Source organism: Paenibacillus sp. EKM206P (genome assembly GCF_011066155.1).
Classification (GTDB): domain Bacteria; phylum Bacillota; class Bacilli; order Paenibacillales; family Paenibacillaceae; genus Paenibacillus; species Paenibacillus polymyxa_D.
Map to the genome: position 1 here is coordinate 137113 of NZ_JAAMNQ010000007.1, position 24443 is coordinate 161555.

The 24443-nt window shown below is 44.5% G+C and carries 20 protein-coding genes; 19 read left to right on the plus strand and 1 reads right to left on the minus strand.

The genetic code is table 11. The annotated features are described in order from the left end of the window. The first annotated feature begins 60 nt into the window (after positions 1-60). The 5 genes from G9G53_RS16285 (at position 61) to G9G53_RS16305 (ending at position 6260) form a co-directional block, all read left to right on the plus strand. Positions 61-720: a TerC family protein gene (locus tag G9G53_RS16285; RefSeq protein ID WP_029517771.1), complete on the plus strand. Its 660-nt coding sequence runs from the start codon at positions 61-63 to the stop codon at positions 718-720. A 94-nt stretch (positions 721-814) separates the two neighbouring features. Continuing rightward, complete coding sequence (locus tag G9G53_RS16290) at positions 815-1306, plus strand: LiaF transmembrane domain-containing protein (RefSeq protein WP_029517770.1); 492 nt, start codon at positions 815-817, stop codon at positions 1304-1306. Positions 1307-1597: 291 nt separating this feature from the next. After that, a complete protein-coding gene (gene typA, locus G9G53_RS16295; protein WP_029517769.1) occupies positions 1598-3439 on the plus strand; it encodes a translational GTPase TypA in 1842 nt (613 codons plus the stop codon). A gap of 125 nt (positions 3440-3564) precedes the next feature. Then, positions 3565-4626 (plus strand): LCP family protein, encoded by a 1062-nt coding sequence (locus G9G53_RS16300; RefSeq protein ID WP_029517768.1) that lies wholly within the window; start codon positions 3565-3567, stop codon positions 4624-4626. A 302-nt stretch (positions 4627-4928) separates the two neighbouring features. Beyond that, positions 4929-6260, plus strand: coding sequence for a PhoH family protein (locus G9G53_RS16305; protein ID WP_029517767.1), 1332 nt, complete (start codon positions 4929-4931; stop codon positions 6258-6260). A gap of 98 nt (positions 6261-6358) precedes the next feature. Here the strand turns inward: G9G53_RS16305 and G9G53_RS16310 are convergent, their stop codons facing one another. Beyond that, a complete protein-coding gene (locus tag G9G53_RS16310; protein ID WP_029517766.1) occupies positions 6359-7444 on the minus strand; it encodes a coiled-coil domain-containing protein in 1086 nt (361 codons plus the stop codon). Positions 7445-7741: 297 nt separating this feature from the next. Between G9G53_RS16310 and G9G53_RS16315 the strand changes: the two genes are divergently transcribed. From G9G53_RS16315 to G9G53_RS16380, 14 genes are all read left to right on the plus strand, one after another. Continuing rightward, positions 7742-8392 carry an RsfA family transcriptional regulator gene (locus tag G9G53_RS16315; protein ID WP_029517765.1) on the plus strand — a complete coding sequence of 217 codons (651 nt, stop codon included), beginning with the start codon at positions 7742-7744 and terminating at the stop codon, positions 8390-8392. Positions 8393-8518: 126 nt separating this feature from the next. Beyond that, positions 8519-9478: a ketopantoate reductase family protein gene (locus G9G53_RS16320; protein WP_049817000.1), complete on the plus strand. Its 960-nt coding sequence runs from the start codon at positions 8519-8521 to the stop codon at positions 9476-9478. 4 nt (positions 9479-9482) lie between these two features. After that, complete coding sequence (locus G9G53_RS16325) at positions 9483-9872, plus strand: DUF3397 domain-containing protein (RefSeq protein ID WP_013311106.1); 390 nt, start codon at positions 9483-9485, stop codon at positions 9870-9872. Positions 9873-10025: 153 nt separating this feature from the next. Next, a complete protein-coding gene (locus G9G53_RS16330) occupies positions 10026-11729 on the plus strand; it encodes a peptide ABC transporter substrate-binding protein (RefSeq protein ID WP_029517764.1) in 1704 nt (567 codons plus the stop codon). Between the two features lie 202 nt (positions 11730-11931). Further along, a complete protein-coding gene (locus G9G53_RS16335; RefSeq protein ID WP_029517763.1) occupies positions 11932-12864 on the plus strand; it encodes an ABC transporter permease in 933 nt (310 codons plus the stop codon). Positions 12865-12868: 4 nt separating this feature from the next. After that, positions 12869-13819 carry an ABC transporter permease gene (locus tag G9G53_RS16340; RefSeq protein ID WP_029517762.1) on the plus strand — a complete coding sequence of 317 codons (951 nt, stop codon included), beginning with the start codon at positions 12869-12871 and terminating at the stop codon, positions 13817-13819. A gap of 11 nt (positions 13820-13830) precedes the next feature. Continuing rightward, positions 13831-14769 (plus strand): ABC transporter ATP-binding protein, encoded by a 939-nt coding sequence (locus tag G9G53_RS16345; RefSeq protein ID WP_029517761.1) that lies wholly within the window; start codon positions 13831-13833, stop codon positions 14767-14769. 122 nt (positions 14770-14891) lie between these two features. Then, entirely contained in the window at positions 14892-16523 is a 1632-nt protein-coding gene (bshC, locus tag G9G53_RS16350; RefSeq protein WP_029517760.1) for a bacillithiol biosynthesis cysteine-adding enzyme BshC, read from the plus strand. Positions 16524-16588: 65 nt separating this feature from the next. Beyond that, a complete protein-coding gene (locus G9G53_RS16355; RefSeq protein WP_013311100.1) occupies positions 16589-17854 on the plus strand; it encodes an adenosylhomocysteinase in 1266 nt (421 codons plus the stop codon). A 331-nt stretch (positions 17855-18185) separates the two neighbouring features. Beyond that, a complete protein-coding gene (gene mraZ, locus G9G53_RS16360) occupies positions 18186-18623 on the plus strand; it encodes a division/cell wall cluster transcriptional repressor MraZ (protein WP_013311099.1) in 438 nt (145 codons plus the stop codon). Positions 18624-18640: 17 nt separating this feature from the next. Then, entirely contained in the window at positions 18641-19591 is a 951-nt protein-coding gene (gene rsmH, locus G9G53_RS16365; protein ID WP_023989455.1) for a 16S rRNA (cytosine(1402)-N(4))-methyltransferase RsmH, read from the plus strand. Between the two features lie 24 nt (positions 19592-19615). Beyond that, positions 19616-19996 (plus strand): hypothetical protein, encoded by a 381-nt coding sequence (locus G9G53_RS16370; RefSeq protein WP_029517759.1) that lies wholly within the window; start codon positions 19616-19618, stop codon positions 19994-19996. A gap of 60 nt (positions 19997-20056) precedes the next feature. Further along, the gene (locus G9G53_RS16375) at positions 20057-22411 is read left to right on the plus strand and encodes a penicillin-binding transpeptidase domain-containing protein (RefSeq protein WP_165149083.1); all 2355 of its coding nucleotides are present in this window, start codon (positions 20057-20059) and stop codon (positions 22409-22411) included. 82 nt (positions 22412-22493) lie between these two features. Continuing rightward, positions 22494-24410 carry a stage V sporulation protein D gene (locus tag G9G53_RS16380; RefSeq protein WP_025721601.1) on the plus strand — a complete coding sequence of 639 codons (1917 nt, stop codon included), beginning with the start codon at positions 22494-22496 and terminating at the stop codon, positions 24408-24410. Positions 24411-24443: the final 33 nt, after the last annotated feature.

The following is a 24443-nucleotide window of genomic DNA, read 5'->3' on the forward strand; positions in this document are numbered from 1 at the left end:
AGCTTATAAGCATAGCCTCGTCCTATTTCGCATACAAGTAGGATGGGGGTGTTTGTACACATGGAGCATATCATTTTGCTGTTGAAAATATTAATGATTAATTTGGTGTTAAGCGGTGATAATGCGGTTGTTATAGCCATGGCGAGCAAAAATTTGCCTGCAAGGCAGCGGAGTCAAGCTATATGGTGGGGGGCAGTCGGTGCAGTCCTCCTGCGCTGTGTTTTGACTTTTGTAGCTGTCATTTTGCTGGGCATACCCTTTATTCAGGCGGCAGGCGGTCTACTTCTGTTATGGATTGCGTTTAAGCTGCTTTATGAGAGTGAGGATCATGTAGGAGTCAGAGCAGAAACAACCATATGGAAGGCTATACAGGTGATTCTGGTAGCGGACTTTGTGATGAGTCTAGATAACGTATTAGCTATTGCAGCACTAGCAGATGGGGATATCGCCATTATTGTCATTGGTATTGCAATTAGCATTCCGATAGTTGTCTGGGGCAGCAACGTAATTGCGATCTGGCTTCACCGGTTCCCTGTACTTGTTTTGCTCGGATCTGCAATCCTGGCTTTTACGGCAGGAGAAATGCTACTGCGTGATCCCCGATTGGGTGTATGGTTAGCAGGTACGGGAGAGCTTATACATGCATGGTTACCAGGACTCTTAGCCTCAGCAGTTGTGATTGCAGGAATATATCGTCAGCTACGTGCTCATCATATTTGAACGTAGTTTTTTTGGAAAACATCGGCTAAAATATACTTAAAAACAATCACATTAAGCGACCTAAAAACAAATTCAGCAAACAAAGGAGACCACGATGAATTCCGGAAAAGAGCGTATGATCGGAGTGGGCATTGTTGCCGTAGGACTGATTATTTTGTTGGGGAAACTGGGGACGTTCTCCTTCTTGGGACGAAACTTTTGGCCTTTGCTGTTTTTAATACCTGGAATCGTACTGCATGCAATGTACATGAAGCGTAAAGTTTCACCCTTTATGTTGCTGCCAGCAGGGATTTTATCGGTTTATGGCTTCTTATTTTTGCTCTGCAATATTTGGGGCTGGAATTTAATGGCCTATTTATGGCCTTTGTTACTTCTAGGTGTGGCGGTTGGATTATGGGAGTACGCCATTAATGATATTTCGCTTTCTCGTAATGTATATACGGGGGGCGTGATATTGGGCTTGGTATCGGTGTTTTTATTGGTCATTACCCTGTTAAGAACGGGTATCATATATGTTATTGCAGTTTTACTGATCGGCGCTGGAATCTGGTTGGTCGTAAACAACCGTGGCAAACGCAAATGGTAAACGACAAGCAATGAGATTTTATGGCGGTAAATTACGGAACAGGCAATAATGTCTTGCTTTATGACATATTTCAACTATAATATAATGGATATGATAAGAGCGTCGGAATGATTTCTGACGCTTATTTTAAGGTTTTCACGCGAATCGGAGAGAGAAGCTGTCTGTACAAAGCCTGAAACATATAGAAGGCTGGCAGGGAGTGGGCCTAAAGAACGATTGTTAGCCTTGAATCAGCACTGCTTCAGGATAGAGACACTATTTTGATATACGGAAAGGATATGGATACAAACCATGCATGCTAGAGAAAACATTCGCAATATTGCGATTATTGCCCACGTCGACCACGGAAAAACGACGCTTGTCGACAAGCTGCTTCAACAGTCCGGAACATTTAGAGAACACGAGGCTGTTCAGGAGCGCGCCATGGACTCCAACGATCTGGAGCGTGAACGCGGTATTACGATTTTGGCTAAAAATACAGCTATCACTTACAAAGATTATCTGATTAACATTGTAGATACACCAGGACACGCCGACTTTGGTGGCGAAGTGGAACGGATTATGAAAATGGTTGACGGTGTTTTGCTTGTCGTAGATGCTTACGAAGGTTGCATGCCGCAAACGAAATTCGTACTGCGTAAAGCGCTGGAACAAAATCTGACGCCTATCGTTGTAGTGAACAAAATTGACCGTCCGGCGGCTCGTCCGGCAGAAGTTATTGACGAAGTACTGGATCTGTTCATCGAGCTGGGTGCGAATGATGAGCAACTGGAATTCCCTGTTGTGTACGCTTCGGCGCTGAACGGAACATCCAGCATGGATGCTGAAAAGCAAGACGATAACATGCAAGCATTGTACGAAACAGTTGTAGAGCATATTCCGGCTCCAACTGAGAATGTAGATGAGCCTCTTCAATTCCTCGTAACACTGATGGATTATAACGAATACCTTGGCCGAATTGCAGTAGGTCGTGTAAACCGCGGTATCATCAAGCAGGGGCAAGCAGTCACAGTTATGCAACGTGATGGTAGTAGTAAATCGGCGCGTATTGAGAAGCTGTTCGGCTTCCAAGGCCTGAAACGTATTGAAACGGATCAAGCGGGCGCTGGTGACATTGTAGCGATTGCGGGAATTAAAGATATCAACATTGGTGAAACCATTGCTGATCCAAACCATCCTGAAGCGCTGCCTGTACTGAAGATTGATGAGCCGACACTGCAAATGACCTTCTTGGTTAACAACAGCCCATTCGCAGGTCGCGATGGTAAGTGGGTAACATCCCGTAAATTGCGTGAGCGTCTTCTGAAAGAACTCGAAACGGACGTCAGCTTACGTGTTGATGAAACGGATAGCCCGGACGCCTTTATTGTATCCGGACGTGGTGAGTTGCATCTGGGTATCTTGATTGAAAACATGCGTCGTGAAGGTTACGAACTGCAAGTGTCCAAACCGGAAGTTATCGTCAAGGAAATTGATGGTAAGAAAATGGAGCCAATCGAACGTCTCCTTATTGATATTCCGGAAGAAAGCATGGGCGCAGTTATGGAAAGTTTGGGCTCCCGTAAAGCCGAAATGGTTAACATGATTAATAACGGCACCGGACAAGTTCGCTTGGAATTCCTGATCCCTGCACGTGGTCTGATCGGCTACACTACAAACTTCCTGACTTTGACTCGTGGTTATGGCGTAATGAACCATGCGTTTGACAGCTATGGACCATTTGTTGGCGGTCAAGTAGGTGGACGTCATCAGGGTGTACTCGTGTCAACAGAAAACGGCAGCTCTACATTTTATGGTATGCTGGGCGTAGAAGATCGCGGTATTTTGTTCCTAGAGCCAGGTACTGAAATCTATGAGGGTATGATCGTTGGAGAGCACACACGTGATAACGACATCGTCGTTAACATTTGTAAAGAAAAACAACTGACAAACGTTCGTTCAGCAACAAAAGACGATACAGTTAAACTGAAAACACCTGTAATCTTCTCTTTGGAGCAAGCGCTCGAATACCTGAATGATGACGAGTATTGCGAAATTACACCTAATGCCATCCGTTTGCGTAAAAAGATTTTGAACAAAGGTGAACGCGAGCGTGCAGAGAAGCAACGTAAAACAGCACAAGCAAATATGTAATTGATTGGATTGGTCTTTGGCCACAGCGGCGACGCCCGGGAACGGGATGCGCCGCTGTGTGTGTTTTAGGATTGTAAACTTGGAGAAAGCTATATTTCTCAAAACGCAGGAAAAGGTGTTGAAGCATGAGTAATCTTTCGAACGGATTGCCTCCCCGGACACAAACTGGGAAAAAATCCGCCAAACCGAAAAAAACGAAAAAGAAAAAAAGCTTTTTCAGATCGTTTATGAAGTTTGTCTTGTTTCTGCTCATTATAGGTATTTTAGCAGCAGGTGGTTATACCTACTATCTTTACAATCAGGTAGAGGAAGTTTTGGATACGGGGATCAACAAGGAAGTACCCAAAACACAATTGGCAGAAACTAAGCCTTTGACTATCTTATTGCTAGGAACCGATTACCGCCCTGATCATCCGACTTATTTGTCCGACGTTATTATGGTAGCTACATTGAACCCCAATACTAAATCGTCTACCATCGTGTCCCTACCGCGCGATACGCGTCTAGAAATGGATGGATATAAACCTCGCAAGTTGAATGAGTATTATCCGGTGTTTAAGGCTAGAGAAAAAGAATCTGGTGAAGTTGCTGAAGAACAGATGAAGAAGATGATCGGCAAATATTTAAACATTGATATCGATTATGTGACGGTTATTAACTTCCAGGGCTTTAGAGATGTAGTAGATAATTTGGGTGGCGTAGATGTGACGGTTGATAAAAACATGTGTTATCGTGACCGTGCAGATGGTACCGATATTAATCTGACAGCTGGAGCCAAGCATTTGAACGGTGACCAGGCTCTTGATTTTGTTCGCTACCGCAAATCGAATTGTCGTCCGAGAACAGCTGAATCTGACGATTTTGATCGCAATCGTCGACAAAATCAGGTGCTTCATTCTCTAATTGACCAAATGCAATCCTTTAACGCTTTGACCAAGTTTAGTGCAATTATTAAATCGGTTGATAAGAATATGATGACAGATATTGAGTCACAGCAAATGAAGAATATCGTACAAACCTATTGGAATATTTCCAAGCAAAATGTGAAATACAATCCGGTAGCGGGAACATGGCGTAGCCCGTATGTGTACATTGATGAGCAACAGCTCGATTTGGCCAAACAAGCGCTACAAGAGGAGTTAGCTAAAAAAGTAAGCGACAATACCGCAGCTTCTTCCAATTCCTGAGTATGTATATTTCTTCCCGCTTATGTTATACTCGCAGCGAGTAAAGCTCTTATATAACATAAGGGGGTTGAGGTATGTCTAAAGTTATAGTGAACCAAGTCTAGGTCCAGTGAGCAATCACTGGGCCTTTTGTGTCTAAATTCAAAAATGGACAGGCTCAGAGGCTATCTTCACTTACAACTTTTCGTTGTTTTATGCTGCTTTGGGGTTCTTTTTTCAGGGAATCAGCAAGTATTAGGTACCCGGTGAATAGGTATAGGTATGAAACACGAGATTGTCCACGCCGCTTTGGAGGGGATTTAATGAAGAAAATTTTTGTGCTGGATACGAATGTGCTGCTGCATGATCCGAAAGCCATTTTTACCTTCAAAGAACATGAAGTTGTTATTCCAGCTGTAGTTCTGGAAGAAATCGACTCCAAAAAACGCAACGCGGATGAGATTGGACGGAATGCCCGCAATGTATCGCGATTGTTGGACGGGTTGAGAGAAGTGGGCCATCTGCATAGTGGCGTTCCACTTCCCCAAGGTGGAAGGCTTAAGGTTGAGTTGAACCACCGAAGTTTTTTGAAAGTTCAGGAGATGTTCGGGGAGGTTTCGAACGATAACCGGATTTTGGCGGTCGCCTTGAATTATCATCTGGAAGAGCAGGAGCAGCCTGAGCCGCGTTCGGTCGTTTTGGTCAGTAAAGACGTGCTGGTCAGGATCAAAGCAGATGTATTGGGACTGCTGACTGAAGACTACCTCTCCGATAGAACAGGCGATTTAAGTGAGCTATACCCCGGATACTCGGCAATACAGGTGCACCCGTCCATCATAGATGAATTTTACTCTAACCGGTTTTTACTAATCAAGTCACTGGAACTACCTTATACACTGTATCCACATGAATTTGTCATTCTGAAAGATGAAATGGGAACTGGAAAATCAGCATTACTGAAAGTTAACCAGGAGGCAGAGCGATTAGAGCCGCTGTACTTAAGTAACGAATCAGTATGGGGAATCAGCGCGCGCAATGCTCAACAGAGGATGGCATTGGAGCTTTTGCTTAATGATGATATCCCTCTCGTGACCATTACAGGAAAAGCGGGTACGGGCAAAACGTTGCTGGCGCTGGCGGCAGGTTTGCTTAAAGTAGAGGATGAGCATCGCTTCAAGAAACTGCTGATTGCTCGACCTGTTGTTCCTATGGGCAAGGATATTGGTTATTTACCAGGAGAAAAGGATGAAAAGCTTCGTCCATGGATGCAACCAATCTACGACAATCTGGAATATCTGTTTGATGCCAAAAAATCAGGTGATATCGACAAAATTTTGATGGGCTTGGGCAGTATTCAGGTGGAGGCACTTACTTATATTCGCGGACGTTCGATACCTGGGCAATTTATTATAGTCGATGAGGCGCAGAATTTATCCCGACATGAGATTAAAACGATTGTGTCTCGGGTGGGTGAGGGAAGCAAGATCATTTTGATGGGAGACCCGGAGCAGATTGATCACCCTTATCTGGATGCAGCCAGCAACGGTTTAACCTATGTGGTGGAGCGGTTTAAGCAAGAAGGGATTAGCGGGCATATTATGTTGGAAAAAGGAGAACGCTCCAAGCTCGCGCAGTTGGCAGCTGATTTGCTATAAAGTCCTATCGTTATTACAATAATAAAGACCTCGGGAATATCCCGGGGTCTCTTGTTTTGTACACGTAAAAGTTCAGAACAATGAAAGTGGGCAAAAGCTTATTTAAAGTTTAATTCGAGCTTAACTTCAAGCATTCCTGCTAAAGTGCGTACTTCTGTGGCTTTGACATAGGAAATAAGCTGCTGTGGGTAGAAACCCAGATCAAAATCCCTTTCCAGCTTGTTGCGGGTCGTATCAGGTAGTTCCAGACCATTAAATACTAATCGATCCACATGAAATAAAATTGCATTTTTCGGTTCATTCTCTACCGTGTAGTGACCTTCTACCCTTAATTTCATCGTTCCTTGTTGGCCTTCTACCATAATTTGATCCTGCGCAAATGTAAAGTTGAAGTGATTAAACAATTCATTTTCTGACTTTAAAAAACGGTTAAAGTCCTCTTCACGAATGCTTATCGTAATGACTTTTCCATTTGTAACCATGGCACCTTGTTGTTGTTGAATGAATTGCGGTAAATCCTGCATAGCTTGAGCTAATGCTTTAAAGTGTTTATTTACCTCGTAGACACCTACATTTTCCCAATAAGCTGTCATTTCGCCAATTAGCTTGCGTAGGGTATCCGGGTCATTACTGGCGCTAACGCCGTCATTTACACGCGACTGAAGCAGGACAATGCGTTTGCGTTGAGCCAGTAAGTTTGTTTTGACTGTCTCCAATTCCATTGACGCTTGGATGACTTGTTGTTCTGTTTTTCGCATAGATTGATAATTGGATTCGTATTCTTGAAGCACATCCTGATCGTGACTAATCAATAACAAGTAGTAATCGTACAGAGAGAGAAGTTGCCTTATACTTTTTGCCCCTAGCACCACACTTAACAGCTTGTCCCTTTCCCCCATATAATAAGATCGCAGCACAGAGCCTGCACGCTTCCGTTGTATGGTCATTTGCTCTTGCTGAACGGTGAGGTTACTTCGCAGTTCCTGCTGGCGCTGCAAAAGAGTCTGTTGCTCCTGACTGATTCGCTCAATTTCATGGTCTATCTCTACAATCGACAGACTATCTTGTAAAATCTGACTTTCTTCTTGGGAGGGAGCGGCTAGAGTAGGACGTACATATATGAAAGTTAGCAACATAATGGTGCTCAGCAGGGTGCTGATTGTGATTTTTATTCGTTTGTTCATTTGGTTTCCCCTTTTATGTATTCCCGAAAAAAACTCATGGTAATGTATATGATCCTTTCTGTTTCTTTAACCATTCATTTTATTGTACAGCAGTCTGAGCATGCTTGAAACCCGAAACTGTTTACGTTCACGTATGAGTTCTTGCAGAAATGGAAATACAATTTAGTATCAAATAGATTCTATGAACTCTACGAGAGGCATAGGAATGAATAAACAGCTTTTATACCCTATTCAAATACCGGCAGGATCGGTTCATGAAGACGGTTATTTCAGGATGTTGTTAGGAGGGCTAGAGGCATGACTGCAATAAGACAAGATGCATGGAGTGTGGAAGATGACTTGATATTGGCGGAGGTGACATTGCGGCATATCCGTGAAGGTGGAACGCAGCTTGCTGCGTTTGAGGAGGTTGGACAAAAGATAGGAAGAACCTCTGCAGCATGCGGCTTTCGTTGGAACAGTTGCGTGCGCAAACGTTACGATGAAGCAATTAGCATTGCCAAAGCACAGCGCCAGAAGCGCAGTTATATCCGCAAGCAGAACCCGGTAGGTGTATCACAGGTTGCGGCTTTTGCCTCGCTTGATACAGTCGAAGGTGGGTACAGAACGGATGGTACGAGTGAGGATACATTATCTATTGATGCAGTAATTCGTTTCTTGCGTCAATGGAAGGGATCCGTCCAGGAAACGAATCGGCAGATTAAGATGCTGGAGAAAGATTTACGGGAAAAGGAAGAAGAATTGAGTCAGCTTCGCTCCATTAATGACCGGCTGTCCAAAGAAGTGAATGAGGTGCAAACCGACTATCGTGTTGTGAATGATGATTATAAAGCTCTGATTCAGATTATGGACCGGGCTCGGCGCTTGGCTCTAATTACTGAAGATGAGGAAGAGCTTAAATCCAGATTCAAAATGGATGCCAATGGGAATCTGGAGCGCATTGAGTAACAAGATTACTTCTGCAATTCTGAAATAAAACGTCAACTAGCGCTTTGCCGTAGTTGGCGTTTTTTGTATTTCTTTAGAGTGCATATGATATAGTAGAAAAAAAGATGGAAGCGAGACGATACAAAGGTGATTGATATTATTGGAGCGGGTTCGCTGGGATTGTTGTTTGCCGGGAGGTTATCTGCCTCGGGTACAAAAGTAAGGCTGTGGACACGTACACTTGAGCAGGCACGCGTCATTACTCATGAAGGAATCACTGTGTTTGATAAGGAGGGGCAGGTGGCAGTACATATGTCTGGAGATAAATTGAAGGTAGCGCCATTGGCGGATTGGCAACGGTTAAATTCACAGGCTCCGGCACGATGGATAATGCTTATGACCAAACAGGGGGCGATTGAGGAAGTATTAGAACAGATCCAGCCTGCAGCTCAAATGGACAGAGATATAGGAATCGTTTGCTTGCAGAATGGAATCGGTCATATAGAACGCATTAGAAAGGCTTGGCCTAAAGCTGTGGTATACCCTGCTGTGACGACTGAAGGAGCCAAGAGGCAGGGAGTCGCATCTATTATACATGCAGGATCGGGTGTTACTGAAATAGGTTGTTCGGAGGAAGGGGAGGAGTCGAAGAACAATAATTTTAACCAATGTGTGCTAAATCGGCTGCTTGCAGCAGGATTTGACGCTTGCTTGTCGAAAGAAATCGAGAACGGTATGTATCGCAAGTTGTTGATCAATGCTGTAATCAATCCGCTGACGGCGGTATGGCGAGTTCGTAATGGCGAGCTGCTTTCGCCCCCTATTCGAATACATATGATGCGCAGGTTGTACGATGAAGGCATTCAAGTGTATGAAGCTCATGGTATCCACTGGGAAAACGCATGGTGGGAGCAAATTATAAATGTATGCCGGTCAACGGCAGAAAATCACTCGTCCATGCTAGCTGATGTACTTGCACAGTCCATGACAGAAGTTGCTTCAATTAACGGACAACTGGTGCAGATGGCAGATCAGGCTGGGGTTACTGCACCAACTCATGAGGTATTGTGGCAATTAATTGAAGGTATGCGGCTAAAAGAGGGGTGATCAGTTGAGTCTTATACAAGGTACCATTATCACTTTCAGTATTCTTCCCTTTTTTCCGTTTTTGATCGTGTTTGCGGTTTGTCGCTACATTCTTAAAATGGAAAAAAAGAAATCGTTACTTACTTCTATGGATATTACCACGTTTTTTCTGATATTTTCCGTCGCAGCACTCTTTAACGTCATTTTTACATCTCGATTCGGTTTTTATTTGATTCTACTGCTCCTATTACTGGCCTTGGGTTTAATTGGAGGAGCTCAAAATCGAATAAAAGGAAAGGTTGATGGTAAAAGATTATGTAGAGCGGTCTGGAGATTAACTTTTATAGCAATGACATTGGCGTATATTTTGTTGACTGTTGTTGGTATATTTAAGAATATATTCAACATCATGTGATATAACATGACATGAAACGGTGAGAAAATATGAATTAATCATGTTTTTTTGAAAAAAAAGCTCAATTTGAAGAAATGTAATGTAGATTTTTTTGACCGCTGGTTGTATAATCTATAAACATATACCACTTTAGAACTAGGGGGAAAACGCTAGATGAAAAGGAAAAGCTTTTTAGTCCTTTTGACACTCATTCTTGCAGTTGGCGCATTGCTCGCAGGTTGCGGCTCCAGCAAGAACGATACCAATGGTAAGGGCGCACAAGAAAACACCTCGACTACGCCGGCTCCGGCCGACAAGCAAATTTTGCGCATTAACCTTGCATCCGAGCCGCCAACGTTCGATCCGGCACAGGCTCAAGATACTCAAGCAAACACTGTTTTAAAAACAATGTATGAAGGTCTTGTTCGCATGGGCCCTGATGGTAAAGAAATTCCTGGCGTAGCTGAATCTTGGAAAATTTCCGATGACGGCAAAACCTATACGTTTAAGCTTCGCGATACTGCAAAATGGAGTAATGGCGACCCAGTCAAAGCAAGCGACTTCGTATTTGCTTGGCAACGGGTATTGGATCCTTCCACGGCTCCTGCACCTCCATATGCTTACCAATTGTACTATATCAAAAATGCTGAGGGTTACAACCTGAGCACTTCCAAATCTTTTAAAGGTACTAAAGTTACGGACTTCAAAGATGTAGGTGTCAAAGCAGTTGACGACCATACATTACAGGTAGAACTGGAACATGCAACACCTTACTTCCTGGGATTGACTTCTTTCTACACCTATTATCCGGTGCATCCGTCTGTTAAAGGTAATGATAAATGGGCGACTAAAAAAGAAAGCATGATCACTAACGGGCCTTTCACATTGTCGACTTGGGAGACAGGTCAAAAGATTGAGGTTTCCAAAAGCGAGAATTATTGGGGTAAGGACGAAATTAAACTGAAGAAAATTACAATGTCCCTTGTAAACAGCGGTGCAACAGAACTCGCTTCTTACAGAAGTGGACAACTTGATTATGCAGGTAAACCAAATGGTGAAATTCCTGCAGACCAAATGATGGCTGTGAAAAATGAAATGCCTAATGAATTCCAGGCTAAAGGTATAGCAAGCACCTATTACTATTTGTTTAACGTCACCGAAAAACCGTTCAATAATCTTAAAATTCGTAAAGCATTTGCAATGTCGATTCAACGTCAGCCGATTGTTGATAGAGTAACGATGGGTGGAGAGATTCCTGCTTACGGCTTTGTACCTCCGGGTATTAAAGGTTTATCTCAGGAATACCGTAATGAGCATAAAGATGATTATTTCAAAGAAGATGTAGCTGAAGCGAAGAAATTGCTTCAAGAAGGTATGAAGGAAGAAGGAGTAACTTCACTCCCTCCAATCACTCTACTCTACAATTCTACTGAAGGACACCAAAAAATTGCTTTGGCAGTTGCAGATATGTGGAAGAAAAGCCTGGGAATCGATGTGAAAACGCAAAACCAGGAGTGGGGCGTATTTATCCAAACACGTAACAAGTTGAATTTCCAAATTGCTCGTGGTGGATGGTCTGCTGACTTTAATGATCCGATGACATTCTTGGATATCTGGACAACTGGTAATGGCAACAATAATTCTGGATATTCTAATCCTGAATATGATGGTTTGATTAAAGCGGCTAAAACAGAAACTGATCCAGGAAAACGCATGGAAATATTTGCGAAAGCAGAGAAGCTTCTTGTTCAGGATGATATGGTTTTACTGCCGATTTATTACTACTCTAATACTTCTTTGACGAAACCAAATGTAAAAGGCGTTGCCTTGGATTTTAGTGGTGCAATTGATTTTACAAGAGCTTATATAACACAGTAAGTAGCTGATACTTGATTCTGAAGTTGAAGAGTTACTTCGGGATATATATGTGGGTACTGCCATATATATCCCGTTTTTTTTGTGTGTGAGGGTTCTTCTTAATATGATTAAATTAACCATGCATATAAGTAGATTGGACAACCCAACTCTATTTCTATAGAATCGAATGGTGTCGAAAAAATATGGGGGGTGTAAACGGGCGATGGCGCGTTATTTGATCAGTAAATTTATATTTATGCTTATTTCTTTGCTCATTCTGATCTCTGCGACGTTCTTTCTGATGAAGGCAATTCCAGGTAACCCTTTTATGAGCGAAAGAGCGACGTCTCCTGAGATTCAAGCCCGATTAATGGAACAGTATGGGTTGGATAAGCCTGTATATGTACAATATTTTAAATACTTAGGTGATATTGTTACGGGTGATTTTGGTATTTCTATGAAAAAATTGAATCAAGATGTGAGCGACATTATTGGACAGACCTTTATGGTATCATTAAAATTAGGTCTGGTAGCAATTATTGTCTCCATTATTGTCGGTATTTTACTAGGCATGCTGGCGGCTTTGTACCATCGTAGACTCATTGATACCGTAGCGATGATATTGGCAATTCTAGGTATTGCGGTTCCCAGCTTCGTTTTGGCATCATTAATCCAGTTCTTTTTTGCCCAAAAGTTGGAATTGTTTAATGTTATGGGTTTTGAGGGCCCAATGGACTACGTTCTGCCTGTTGCGGCTTTGTCCGCTCAACCAATTGCGTTTATTGCACGATTGACGCGTTCCAGTATGATAGAAGTACTGCATGCAGATTATATCAAAACGGCCAAAGCTAAAGGCTTGAAATCCATTACGATCATGTTCAAGCACGTTGTGCGGAATGCTATTTTGCCAGTTGTTACCTACGTAGGTCCAATGACAGCGAATATTATTACCGGATCTGTGGTTATTGAACGGATTTTCGGGATTGGCGGTATTGGTAAAGTGTTTGTGGAAAGTATCACAAGCCGTGATTACACTATGATTATGGGGATAACGATTTTTTACGGTGTTTTGCTTATGTTAGCGCGTTTTATTACAGATGTCGCGTATGGGTTTATTGATCCTCGGATTAAGCTGTCCGGCGGGAAGGAGGGGTAACTTTATGTCTGTGAAAGACAATGCTGTGAATTTGGATAAACTTCAGGTGAAACCGGAAGATTTCCAAAAAATAGGTGTCGATGAAAAGCAGTCTGAAGTTATTCAGCGAGAAAGCTTATCTGCTTGGCGCGATGCCTGGGAACGACTTCGTAAAAACAAGGTTGCAATGACTAGCTTGATTGTTTTAGTTCTGATTGTGCTTTTTTCTTTAATCGGCCCGATATTGTCACCCTATAATTATTACTCTAATGATTTACTCAGCACGAATCTGCCACCTTCCGCGGAGCATTGGTTCGGTACGGATGATCTTGGACGTGATATGTTTGTCCGTACATGGATGGGAGCACGGATTTCCTTGACGATAGGTCTGGCTGCAGCTTTGATTGATTTGCTGATTGGTGTTATTTATGGTGGAATTATGGGTTACTTTGGTGGCCGCGTTGATGAAATCATGAATAAATTTTCTGAAATCTTGTACTCCATTCCTTACTTGCTTGTTACGATCCTGTTGCTGGTTGTACTGGAGCCAAGTATCACTACAATCATTATTGCGCTTTGTGTGACCGGGTGGATTAACATGTCGTGGATTGTACGTGGTGAAATGATGCAACTCAAAAACAGAGAGTTTGTACTTGCTTCCCGTTCCATGGGTGCTGGAGCAGGTCGTTTGCTTTTCCGCCACCTCTTGCCTAATGCAGTAGGTCCGATCATCGTTACATTGACGTTGAGCGTTCCGACCGCTATTTTTTCCGAAGCTTTCCTGAGCTTCCTCGGGTTAGGGGTACCGAATCCGGAGGCATCGCTGGGTTCAATGATTGAATCAGCTCTGACCGGGTGGATGTATTACCCGTGGCGGATGCTTTTCCCGGCAGGTTTGATCAGTTTGATTATGCTTGCGTTCAACCTTTTTGGCGACGGCTTGCGTGATGCGCTTGATCCGAAGTTGAAGAAATAGGAGGTGAGATCATGGTGAGTAGCAACAATTTAATTGAGGTTGAAGGTCTTAAAAAGTATTTTAATGTTGGCAAAAACCGTGTGCTCAAAGCGGTGGACAACCTGAATTTCTATATTCGTGAGGGTGAAACGCTGGGTATGGTTGGCGAATCCGGCTGTGGTAAGTCTACAGCGGGTCGTACGATTTTGCGCTTGTATGAACCTACAGCAGGAAGCGTACGTTTTAACGGGACGGATATTTACAAATTATCACCGAGTAAAATGAAAGCCATGCGCCGTGATATGCAGATGATCTTTCAAGATCCGTATGCATCATTGAACCCGCGTTTTACTGTTTCTGATATTATTGGTGAGGCGCTGGATATTCACAATATGGCGGGTAGCCGTGCAGAACGTAAGAAACGGATTGAAGAGTTACTTGATCTGGTTGGTTTGAACCCTGACCATGCAACACGCTATCCGCATGAGTTTTCTGGTGGTCAACGTCAGCGGATCGGTATTGCACGCGCACTAGCGGTTAATCCTAAATTCATCATTTGTGATGAGCCGATTTCAGCTCTTGACGTATCTATCCAGGCTCAGGTTGTCAACCTGCTAAAAGAGCTTCAAGAACGTTTGGGTCTGACATATCTGTTCATTGCGCATGATCTGTCGATGGTTAAGCACATCAGTGATCGGGTAGCTGTAATGTATATGGGTAGAATGGTCGAGCTTGCAGAAAGCGCTGAGTTGTATGCAAATCCGATCCATCCTTATACGAAAATGCTTTTGTCGGCGATCCCACTTCCTGATCCAGAAGTAGAAGCTAACAAAAAACGGATTATTATGCCAGGCGACCAAGCAGGCCCGATTCATGATGCATCTGGCAATAAGACAGGGGCTTATAACCTGGAAAATGCCACGCTTATCGAAGTGTCTAAAGGACATTTTGTAGCTGAGCCTTACGCCTGATCTTGTTTTATGCAACAACCGCCGAGTTATTCGGCGGTTTTTTTTGTAGGAAGCTTTGACGTGGACATGGGCTTTCGGTACAATCAAGCAGTAAGGTTTTGGTGGAGACAGGAGGCAGACCCATGAAAATAATTCCGGAAACGCTTCGCGGAGGGTCGGCTTTGGCAGAAGATTATATACAGGGTACGGGACGCGCAAGCGATTTGTATGAGTATAATGTGCTGCACGCCGATGCTTATGCCCAACGGGCGAAGTGGCTGGATAAGACGGGGCATCTGCGATTAAACCGTAAGGATGTCGTAGCATGTCTTCGTATATACAATGAGAAATACAATTCGCATGAGGCGGTTCGTGCTTCATTGGACCGTCTGGATAGTCCAGATGCCTTAGTAGTAGCTGGCGGACAGCAAAGCGGACTGTTCACAGGTCCGATGCTGGTCATTTACAAAGCCGCTACAATTATTAAGGCAGCGAGAGAAGCTGAGGAACGGCTTGGACGTCCGGTTATCCCCGTCTTCTGGATTGCTGGCGAAGATCATGACTGGGATGAGGTCAATCATACATACGTAATGGCAAATGACCCACAAGCCGTCAAAATCAAGCTGAATAAGCAACTAGAACGCCGTTCTTCGGTTAGTGCGATTAAAGTTGATACTGTTGAGTGGAAGCAAGCGATAGCGGATATAGAGCAAAGCTTGCCAGATTCAGAACATAAGGCTGATATAATGCGCATGATTGAGAACGGATTAACGGACTCATATGGACTGAGTGAAGCCTTTGCCAAGTTGCTGGGCCTTTTGTTCGGCAGCTATGGATTAGTACTTTTGGATTCAGCAGATCCTTCGCTACGCAAGCTGGAAGCATCCGTTTTTAAGCGGCTGGTTCAGCACAATGATGAGTTGGAGCAGGCTTACCGGACGACTGCCACGCGGATCGTAGATTATGGCTATCATTTACAAGCGGATGTGCATGAAGGCGGCGCGAATCTCTTTTATATCCATGAAGATGAACGTTTGCTGCTTTTCAAAAAAGCTGGGCTATTCACAGATCGACACGGTCTGGTGGTGTTTACTGTGGATGAACTGCTTGAAGAGATAGATAGACATCCCGAACGTTTTAGTAATAATGTGCTAACTCGTCCTCTAATGCAGGATTCAATGTTTCCGGTGCTGGCATCTGTGCTGGGTCTAGGAGAGATTGCTTACTGGGCGATTACACGGGATGCTTTCGGGGTGTTGGAGATGCAGATGCCGATACTGCTGCCACGGATGTCTTTTACGTTGGTAGAGTCAGGTGTGGAGAAGCATATGCTTAAGTATGAATTAAGTTTTGGTCAAGTTCGAGACGGACTTGAGGAACGGAAAAAGCAATGGATTGCCACTCAAGACCAGCTTGGAATGCAGGATCAGTTTTCCGGGGCAAAGGAAGCTTTTGTCCGCATGTACGAACCGCTTGTGCAGCAGACAGGTTTGATTGAAAAAGGTTTGCTACGGCTTGGAGAAACCAACCGCGATAAGATTCTGTCACAGATCGCCTATCTGGAGGCAAAAGTTCAGGAAGCGTTGCTTCGACAAAATGAAACAGCACTTCGCCAGTGGGATCGTATTGAATGGTCGCTTTTCCCATTTGGACAGCCGCAGGAGCGGGCGTATACGATCTATCATTTTCTGAATCGTTATGGTCTCAGTCTGATGGATACGATTATGAATGTACCATTGGATTTGACGGGGACGCATCGTGTTATTTATGTATAATTTGTTGTTTTATATAGGATTTATCATGGAATAAAATTTAACCAATTTGAAGGAGGAAACAAAGTATGACTTCCCATTCTCTGCAAAATAGCATAGTTCACGATCTTAAATTGGCTCCTGAAGGTCATTTGAAAATTGATTGGGTAGAAGCACATATGCCGGTATTGAACCGTATACGTCAACAATTCGAGCAAGAACAGCCTTTTGCTGGTTTGAAGGTAACCATCTGTCTACATCTGGAGGCCAAAACGGCTTATTTGGCTAAAGTGGTACAAGCAGGTGGAGCGCAGGTAACTATTACGGGTAGTAATCCATTGTCCACACAAGATGATGTTTGCGCCGCATTAGTTGAAGATGGCGTTACAGTATTAGCTAAATACAATCCGGACCCAGAAGAATTCAAAAATTTGCAAATCAAGGCACTGGAAACAAAGCCGGATCTCATTATAGATGATGGTGGTGACTTGGTTACTCTGTTGCAATCCGAACGGCCTGATCTGATTTCTACGATCCGTGGGGGAGCAGAGGAGACAACTACTGGCATTATTCGTTTGAAGGCATTGGAAAAAGAAGGGCAACTTCACTTTCCGATGGTGGCTGTTAATGATGCTTACTGCAAATATTTGTTTGACAACCGCTATGGTACAGGACAGTCAGCTTTCGACGGCATTATTCGTACGACTAATCTGGTTGTAGCCGGAAGTACAGTGGTTGTGGTAGGTTATGGCTGGTGTGGCAAAGGGGTTGCAATGCGTGCGAAAGGGTTGGGAGCCAACGTTGTTGTAACCGAGGTTGATCCAATCAAGGCTGTAGAAGCCCATATGGATGGTTTCCATGTGTTACCAATGGTAGAGGCTGCCAAACTGGGTGATTTCTTTATTACAGTAACTGGTAACAAGGCTGTAATTACAGGGGAACACTTTGATGTGATGAAGGATGGGGCTGTGCTGTGTAACGCAGGGCATTTTGATGTGGAGGTTAGTAAGCCTGAGCTTGCTAAACGTTCCGAATCCATTCGTACGGTGCGTCGTAATATTGAGGAATATCGCTTTAAAGATGGACGTAAAATGTATTTGCTGGCAGAAGGACGCCTTGTGAATCTAGCTGCCGCCGATGGTCATCCAGCAGAAATTATGGATACGACATTTGCGCTTCAGGCGCTTGGCTTGAAATACGTGAATGATCGTTATAATGAGCTTGGTAAGGCCGTTATCAATGTACCTTATGAAATTGATGAGCAGGTAGCTCGATTCAAGCTTGATAGTCTGGGAATTCAAATTGACACGTTAACTGAAGACCAAAAGATCTATTTGGACAGCTGGAACGCGTAAGCGGATTTTTCGTCACGATTTTCGCTGCAAAAGTGTTGTGTTTTTAATGCAAGTGTTTGTTTAGGTTGACATAATGGACAGAGAGTAAGCCCTTTATTCCGTGTGGTTTCGAAACCTGATGCATATTGTCGGGTGCCGGCTTCATAGGATAAGGGGCTTTTTTGTATCTTATGACGCAGGGCTACAATAACAGACATAATGCTATGGATCCAGCTTCTATCACTTTTTGGTAATGAAAAAGAGGTCTTTGATTTTTTAAAGCGAATCTATTATGCTTAGGTGGTGGAAAGTGGGCCAAAGTGGGAGAATGGGGTAAGGGGTGACGAAACCAATGTTTATGGGGGAGTTCCAACATAGCATTGATGAGAAGGGTCGGCTTACTGTACCGGCCAAGTTTCGTGAACTTCTCGGTGCCTCGTTCGTGGTTACCCGCGGGCTGGACCAATGCCTCTTCGTGTATCCTATGGATGAGTGGGCTGTCATGGAGAAAAAACTTAAAGCACTGCCTCTGATGAAGGCCGATGCGCGGGCGTTTACCCGTTTTTTTTTCTCGGGGGCGACTGAATGCGAATTGGACAAACAGGGCAGGGTAAATTTACCGGGGAATTTGTGCGAATACGCCAAGCTTACTAAAGAGTGCGTCGTATTGGGAGTGTCCACCCGTGTAGAGATTTGGAGTAAGCACACTTGGGAGCAATATTTCAACCAATCAGAGGAAGCATTTAATGACATTGCTGAGAAATTGGTTGATTTCAACTTTGAATTGTAATTTAGGAGGTCAGCCGTTTGTTTCACCACATTACCGTACTCAAAGAAGAAGCAACACAGGCACTAAACATCAGGCAGGACGGGATTTATGTGGACTGCACGTTGGGAGGGGCAGGACACAGTTCCGTCATTGCATCACAGCTTGGCCCTGAGGGAAGGCTTATTGCCTTTGATCAGGACGACTGGGCATTGAACAATGCGCGAGAGAAGCTGTCAGCCTATGAAGGAAAGATTTCATTAGTGAAATCTAACTTCCGCCACTTGCAGGACAAGCTGACTGAATTGGGATTGCCCGAAAAAGACGGCGTCCCGCAGGTCCAGGGTATTTTGTTCGATCTGGGTGTGTCCTCGCCCCAGTTCGATGAGGGGGAACGGGGATTTAGTTACAATCATGATGCGCCGCTTGATATGCGGATGGATCAGAGTAGCTCGCTTACGGCTTACGAAATTGTCAATGAATGGTCGGAAGCAGAGATTGCGCGTATTTTGTTTCATTACGGAGAAGAGAAGTTTTCACGGCGGATCGCAAAGATCATGATTGAACGTCGATTGAACAAGCCTATTCACACAACAGGGGAACTTGTCGATATTATCAAAGAAGGAATTCCGGCTGCGGCACGCAGAACCGGGGGACATCCGGCTAAACGCAGTTTCCAGGCTTTGCGGATTGCTGTAAATGATGAGTTGGGTGCACTGGAAGATACTTTGCATCAGGCAATAAGATGTCTGGCTCCAGGAGGTAGAATTTCGGTCATTACATTCCATTCTCTGGAGGATCGGATATGCAAGCATATTTTCAAGGAGTATTTGGCGAAAAGCATCTATCCATCTGATCTGCCTATTTTGGAGGACAAAATGATAGGCGATCTGAAGCTGGTGAACCGTAAGCCGATTGTGGCGTCAGAGCAGGAATTGGAGCTTAATCCACGGTCCCGGTCAGCGAAGCTGAGAGTTGCCGAAAAATTGTAAATTTAATGGAGAAGGAGAGGCGACATGGCTTATACACGCGGTAATTTGGCTGTAAAAGAAAGAGCCCGTCAGGAACAGGTTCAGCAACAACGGTATCGTGAGACCACCAAAGTCGTTACACGCCGCAGAGAGCTGCCGATTCGAGAAAAGCTGCTGTATCTATTGACACTTGTAGCGTGCATTGTCATTGCTGGTATGTTGATTGGCAGGTACGCTCACATTTATCAAATCAATTATTCGATTAATACGGCAAGCAAGGACATTTCCAAATTACAGACCAATATCGCCCAACTGAAGATTCAAAAGGAGCGTCTGGAAAATCAGATCGTGCCGACTGCAAAGGAACAGGGATATATCGAACCAACAAGAGAGCCCATTCGTGTGGAAAAGCAGGCTGCCAAATAGTTAAGGGCATAGCATCAAGCTATGCTCTGACGTACATTTTTTTGCAGAGAGGTTTGAGCTATGGTCAAAAGAATAAAGCTTCGTACACTGCTGATAGGGGGATGTATTACCCTCTTTTTTCTTGTTCTGCTACTTAAGGTATTTTGGATTCAAGTTGTGAGCGGGGAGTACTGGCATAACCTGGTAGTTACTCAAGTGGAAAAAGATCAGGTGATTCAGCCCAAGCGTGGAACCATTACGGACCGTAAAGGAAACGTATTGGCTACGGATGCACCGGCTTATACGGTAGTTGTCAATCCTACCATCATTCAGGAGTATGATTTGGAGAATGAGGTTGTAGCTAAGCTACACCAATTACTCAAAACACCTGAGGATGAGCTGAGAAGGCATCTTTCTGCAAAGGATAAAGCGGGGAACTACTTAAAAAACCGCGAGATCCGCAATGGAGGCTGGAAGGTAGATCCTGAGGTCAAGGCACAAGTGGATACGTTCAAAGAGTATTTGAAGGATAAGTATCAAGTAATTGGAGCTGTGGACACTGTTCAAGGATCCAAACGCTATTATCCAGAAAATAAGCTGGCTTCCCATGTTCTTGGCTATCAAAGAAAAGATGGCACAGCAGGTATGGGGTTGGAAGCTTATTATAATAAAGAGCTCTCGGGGACGGCTGGAAAGCTTCTGTATCAGCGGGATCGGAAGGGAGTTCCTCTTCAAGGATCGGGAAGTGTCTATAAGCCGGCACAAAATGGTAAAAATTTAAAGCTGACGATTGACGATACGATTCAGTATTATATAGAGGATGCCATGCAGGAAGCTATTGCAAAATACAATCCGAAAACGATGACTGTGGTAGCGGCTGATCCCAAAACGATGGATGTTCTCGGTATGGCGACCTACCCGAATTTTAATCCCAATACATATGGGAGTACACCTTTGGAAAATTTCCGTAATAATGCTACTCAGTCCATCTACGAGCCGGGCTCCACGTTTAAGATTGTGACCTTGGCTGCCGCGGTTCAAGAAAAGGTATTCAATCCGAATGAATCCTACCAATCTGGTATGATTCGGGTCGGAGGTTGGGATATTCGTGACGTAAGCCGTAACTGGGGAACGTTAACTTATCTTCAGGGAGTCAAGCGTTCAAGTAACGTCGGCTTTGTCCATCTGGGGCTGGATAAGTTGGGTGGCGAAAGGCTGAAGAAATATATTAATAACTTTGGTTTCGGGGTGAAAACGGGTATTGATCTTCCGAGTGAGTCTACCGGAGCTATCACATTCCATACCCAGTACAAATCCGAGGTCGCAACAGCTTCATATGGACACGGACGTGTCCAGGTGACGCCAATCCAGCAGGTAGCTGCCATCTCGGCAATTGCTAACGGGGGGAAGCTGATGCAGCCTCATCTGGTAAAGGAAATTATAAACCCAGATACAGGCGAAGTGCAGACGATTCAGCCAAAGGAAATCCGCCAAGTGATTACTCAGGAATCTGCAGCTCAGACAAGTAGCTATCTGGAGCAGGTTGTGTCTGACCAGGAAATTGGTACGGGACGCCTTGCTTATATCGACGGATATCGTGTAGCTGGTAAAACAGGTACAGCGACGAAGGTCGTTGGAAAAGTATATGACCATTCGAAGGATGTCGTGTCCTTTATAGGTTTTGCACCGGTAAATGATCCGAAAATGGCTGTTTTGGTTGTTATGGACGAACCTAACAAATCGGTAGGCGGCGGTACAGCAGCAGCGCCTGTATTTAAAAAAATCGTATCCCAATCGTTGCAATATATGGGTGTTCCAAAAACGGGAACTAAAACGAATAAATCAGGTGGCGCTGTTGTAAAAACATTGAATTTGCCAACGGTACCACAATTAACGGGTCAGGTGAAGAAGGATGCGCAAAACGCATTGCTCAAACAGGGGATTGCCTATGAAACGGTAGGCAAAGGCTCCAAAATTGTTCGCCAGTATCCTGAAGCAGGCGTCAAAATGAAACCCGGACAACGCATTTACTTGCTGACTGAGGATAGTGCCAACATGACTATTCCTGATTTTACAGGTGTTTCGTTGCGTGACACACTTCAAGTTCTAACCCTTATGAGGGTTGGTGTGCAGGTAAGCGGCGAAGGTTATGTCGTCTCTCAAAAGGCGCAAATGGTAAATGGAAAGCGAATCGTCAGTGTGATGCTTCAGCCGGCCAAAGAAACGGTGACCGGAGTGAAACCGGAGGATACACAGGACTCGACCAATGGGGTTGCAGCTAACCAGATTGGGAGCGCAACAAAAACGGAGGCCGATAATAAAAACGAATCCGGTACTACTGCCGAAGCTGGAACAGATGCGGGAGCTCCTAAGAGAGGAATATCGGCTGTTGCAGATGAGAAAAGTGCTGCTGAGATTAAAGGCGAGGATAACTGATAGCTTGTTCTTAATGTTCGTTCTTTTGAATATTCATGAGGTAAGACATGTCATGAGTATTTGAGGAACGGAGGGAGCGCGTTTGAAAAAATCTAACGTGACCATGCGGCGAAGGCTGGTATGGGGGCTAATGGGATTATTTGTACTGTTTGCGGCCTTGTCGATCCGGCTCGCCTATGTTCAATTGGGTAAAGGAGGCGAGCTCTCGGCCAAGGCTGAGGATTCGTGGCGCCGCAATATTCCATTTGCCGCCAAGCGTGGTGAAATTTTGGATCGGCAGGGTACGGCGCTGACCTACAATGTCAGTTCGCCCACAGTCATGGCGATACCAGTACAGATTAAGAAGCCGGAAGAAACGGCACGCAGGCTGGCGCCCTTGCTGGATATGAGTGAGGATAAAGTGCTCAAGCTGATTACCAAACGAACAGCAAGCCAAAAACTTCAGCCCGGCGGACGAAAAATTACGATGGAGAAAGCGCAGCAAATTCGTGATTTGAAGCTGCCGGGTATCGTTGTTGCTGAAGACAACAAACGTTATTATCCTTATGGTGATCTAGCCGCTCATATTCTTGGGTTTACAGGAATTGATAATCAAGGGCTGACAGGCGTAGAGAAGCAGCAAAACAGTAAGCTTCGGGGAATTGACGGAAGTATTGCATATTTATCAGATGCAGGTGGTCGTCTGATGCCAGGTTCTTCCGAAAAATACATTGAACCGAAGGATGGACTGAATTTACAATTAACCATTGATAAGTCTGTGCAGTCCATTATGGAGCGGGAGCTTGACCAAGCCATGGTCAAATTTCAGGCGAAGTCCGCGTTGTCTATAGCTATGAACCCCAAGACGGGTGAAATATTAGGCATGGCTGGACGACCAAGCTATGAGCCAGCGCTATACAAGCAATATGCGCCTGAAATCTACAATCGAAATCTGCCTATCTGGATGACATATGAACCTGGGTCTACTTTTAAAATTATTACATTGGCGGCTGCCTTGGAAGAAAAGAAGGTCAATCTCAAAAATGACCGTTTTTTTGATCCGGGATATATTGAAGTCGGTGGAGCACGCCTGCGTTGCTGGAAGAAAGGCGGACATGGGAGCCAAACTTTCCTTCAAGTGGTGGAGAATTCTTGCAACCCTGGTTTTGTAACATTGGGGCAGCGGTTAGGCAAAGAAACACTGTTCAAGTACATTCGCAATTTCGGCTTCGGCAGCAAAACGGGGATCGACATGATTGGTGAGGGCAATGGCATTTTGTTCAAGCTACCTCAGGTCGGTCCTGTAGAACTGGCGACGACCGCTTTTGGTCAAGGGGTGTCTGTCACCCCGATCCAGCAGGTTACGGCTGTATCAGCGGCAATCAATGGCGGTAATCTTTACAAGCCTCACATTACAAAAGGTTGGGTTCAGCCGGGAACCGGAAAAGTGCTGGAAAAAGTAGAACCAGAACTGGTACGTAGGGTCATTTCAGAGGACACCTCCCGACAGGTAAGGGAAGCGCTGGAAAGTGTCGTTGCTAAAGGTACAGGTCGTCCTGCTTTTATTGAAGGCTACCGGGTGGGAGGTAAAACGGGGACAGCACAAAAGGTGATTAACGGGCGTTATTCTTCCTCGGAGCATATTGTATCCTTTATTGGTTTTGCACCGGCAGATGATCCGCAAATCGTCGTCTATACCGCTGTCGATAACCCGAAGGGCATTCAATTCGGCGGGGTTGTTGCTGCGCCAATCGTGCAAAATATTTTAAAGGACGCGCTGATTGCCTTAAAAATACCACCTCGCACCAATCAAATTGCCAAAGAGTACAAGTATGGAGAAAATCCGATCGAAACGGTACCTGATCTGGTAGGTGCTACTGCAGCTGATTTGTACGAAGATATGAATATGAACTTTATGCTCGTAAAATCCGGGTCAGGCAAGACGGTCGTGAGTCAGGCGCCGAAGCCGGGCTCCAGATTGGAGCGGGGATCAACGATCCGTATTTACATGGGGGATTGATAGGTTCATTTTATACCATACTATGAATAACGA

Excerpts from the sequence above, each read along its gene's own strand:
- G9G53_RS16285 (WP_029517771.1), top strand. The coding sequence starts at position 61 with ATGGAGCATATCATTTTGCTGTTGAAAATATTAATGATTAATTTGGTG.
- G9G53_RS16290 (WP_029517770.1), top strand. The coding sequence starts at position 815 with ATGAATTCCGGAAAAGAGCGTATGATCGGAGTGGGCATTGTTGCCGTA.
- typA (WP_029517769.1), top strand. The coding sequence starts at position 1,598 with ATGCATGCTAGAGAAAACATTCGCAATATTGCGATTATTGCCCACGTC.
- G9G53_RS16300 (WP_029517768.1), top strand. The coding sequence starts at position 3,565 with ATGAGTAATCTTTCGAACGGATTGCCTCCCCGGACACAAACTGGGAAA.
- G9G53_RS16305 (WP_029517767.1), top strand. The coding sequence starts at position 4,929 with ATGAAGAAAATTTTTGTGCTGGATACGAATGTGCTGCTGCATGATCCG.
- G9G53_RS16310 (WP_029517766.1), bottom strand. The coding sequence starts at position 7,444 with ATGAACAAACGAATAAAAATCACAATCAGCACCCTGCTGAGCACCATT.
- G9G53_RS16315 (WP_029517765.1), top strand. The coding sequence starts at position 7,742 with ATGACTGCAATAAGACAAGATGCATGGAGTGTGGAAGATGACTTGATA.
- G9G53_RS16330 (WP_029517764.1), top strand. The coding sequence starts at position 10,026 with ATGAAAAGGAAAAGCTTTTTAGTCCTTTTGACACTCATTCTTGCAGTT.
- G9G53_RS16335 (WP_029517763.1), top strand. The coding sequence starts at position 11,932 with ATGGCGCGTTATTTGATCAGTAAATTTATATTTATGCTTATTTCTTTG.
- G9G53_RS16340 (WP_029517762.1), top strand. The coding sequence starts at position 12,869 with ATGTCTGTGAAAGACAATGCTGTGAATTTGGATAAACTTCAGGTGAAA.
- G9G53_RS16345 (WP_029517761.1), top strand. The coding sequence starts at position 13,831 with ATGGTGAGTAGCAACAATTTAATTGAGGTTGAAGGTCTTAAAAAGTAT.
- bshC (WP_029517760.1), top strand. The coding sequence starts at position 14,892 with ATGAAAATAATTCCGGAAACGCTTCGCGGAGGGTCGGCTTTGGCAGAA.
- G9G53_RS16355 (WP_013311100.1), top strand. The coding sequence starts at position 16,589 with ATGACTTCCCATTCTCTGCAAAATAGCATAGTTCACGATCTTAAATTG.
- mraZ (WP_013311099.1), top strand. The coding sequence starts at position 18,186 with ATGTTTATGGGGGAGTTCCAACATAGCATTGATGAGAAGGGTCGGCTT.
- G9G53_RS16370 (WP_029517759.1), top strand. The coding sequence starts at position 19,616 with ATGGCTTATACACGCGGTAATTTGGCTGTAAAAGAAAGAGCCCGTCAG.
- G9G53_RS16375 (WP_165149083.1), top strand. The coding sequence starts at position 20,057 with ATGGTCAAAAGAATAAAGCTTCGTACACTGCTGATAGGGGGATGTATT.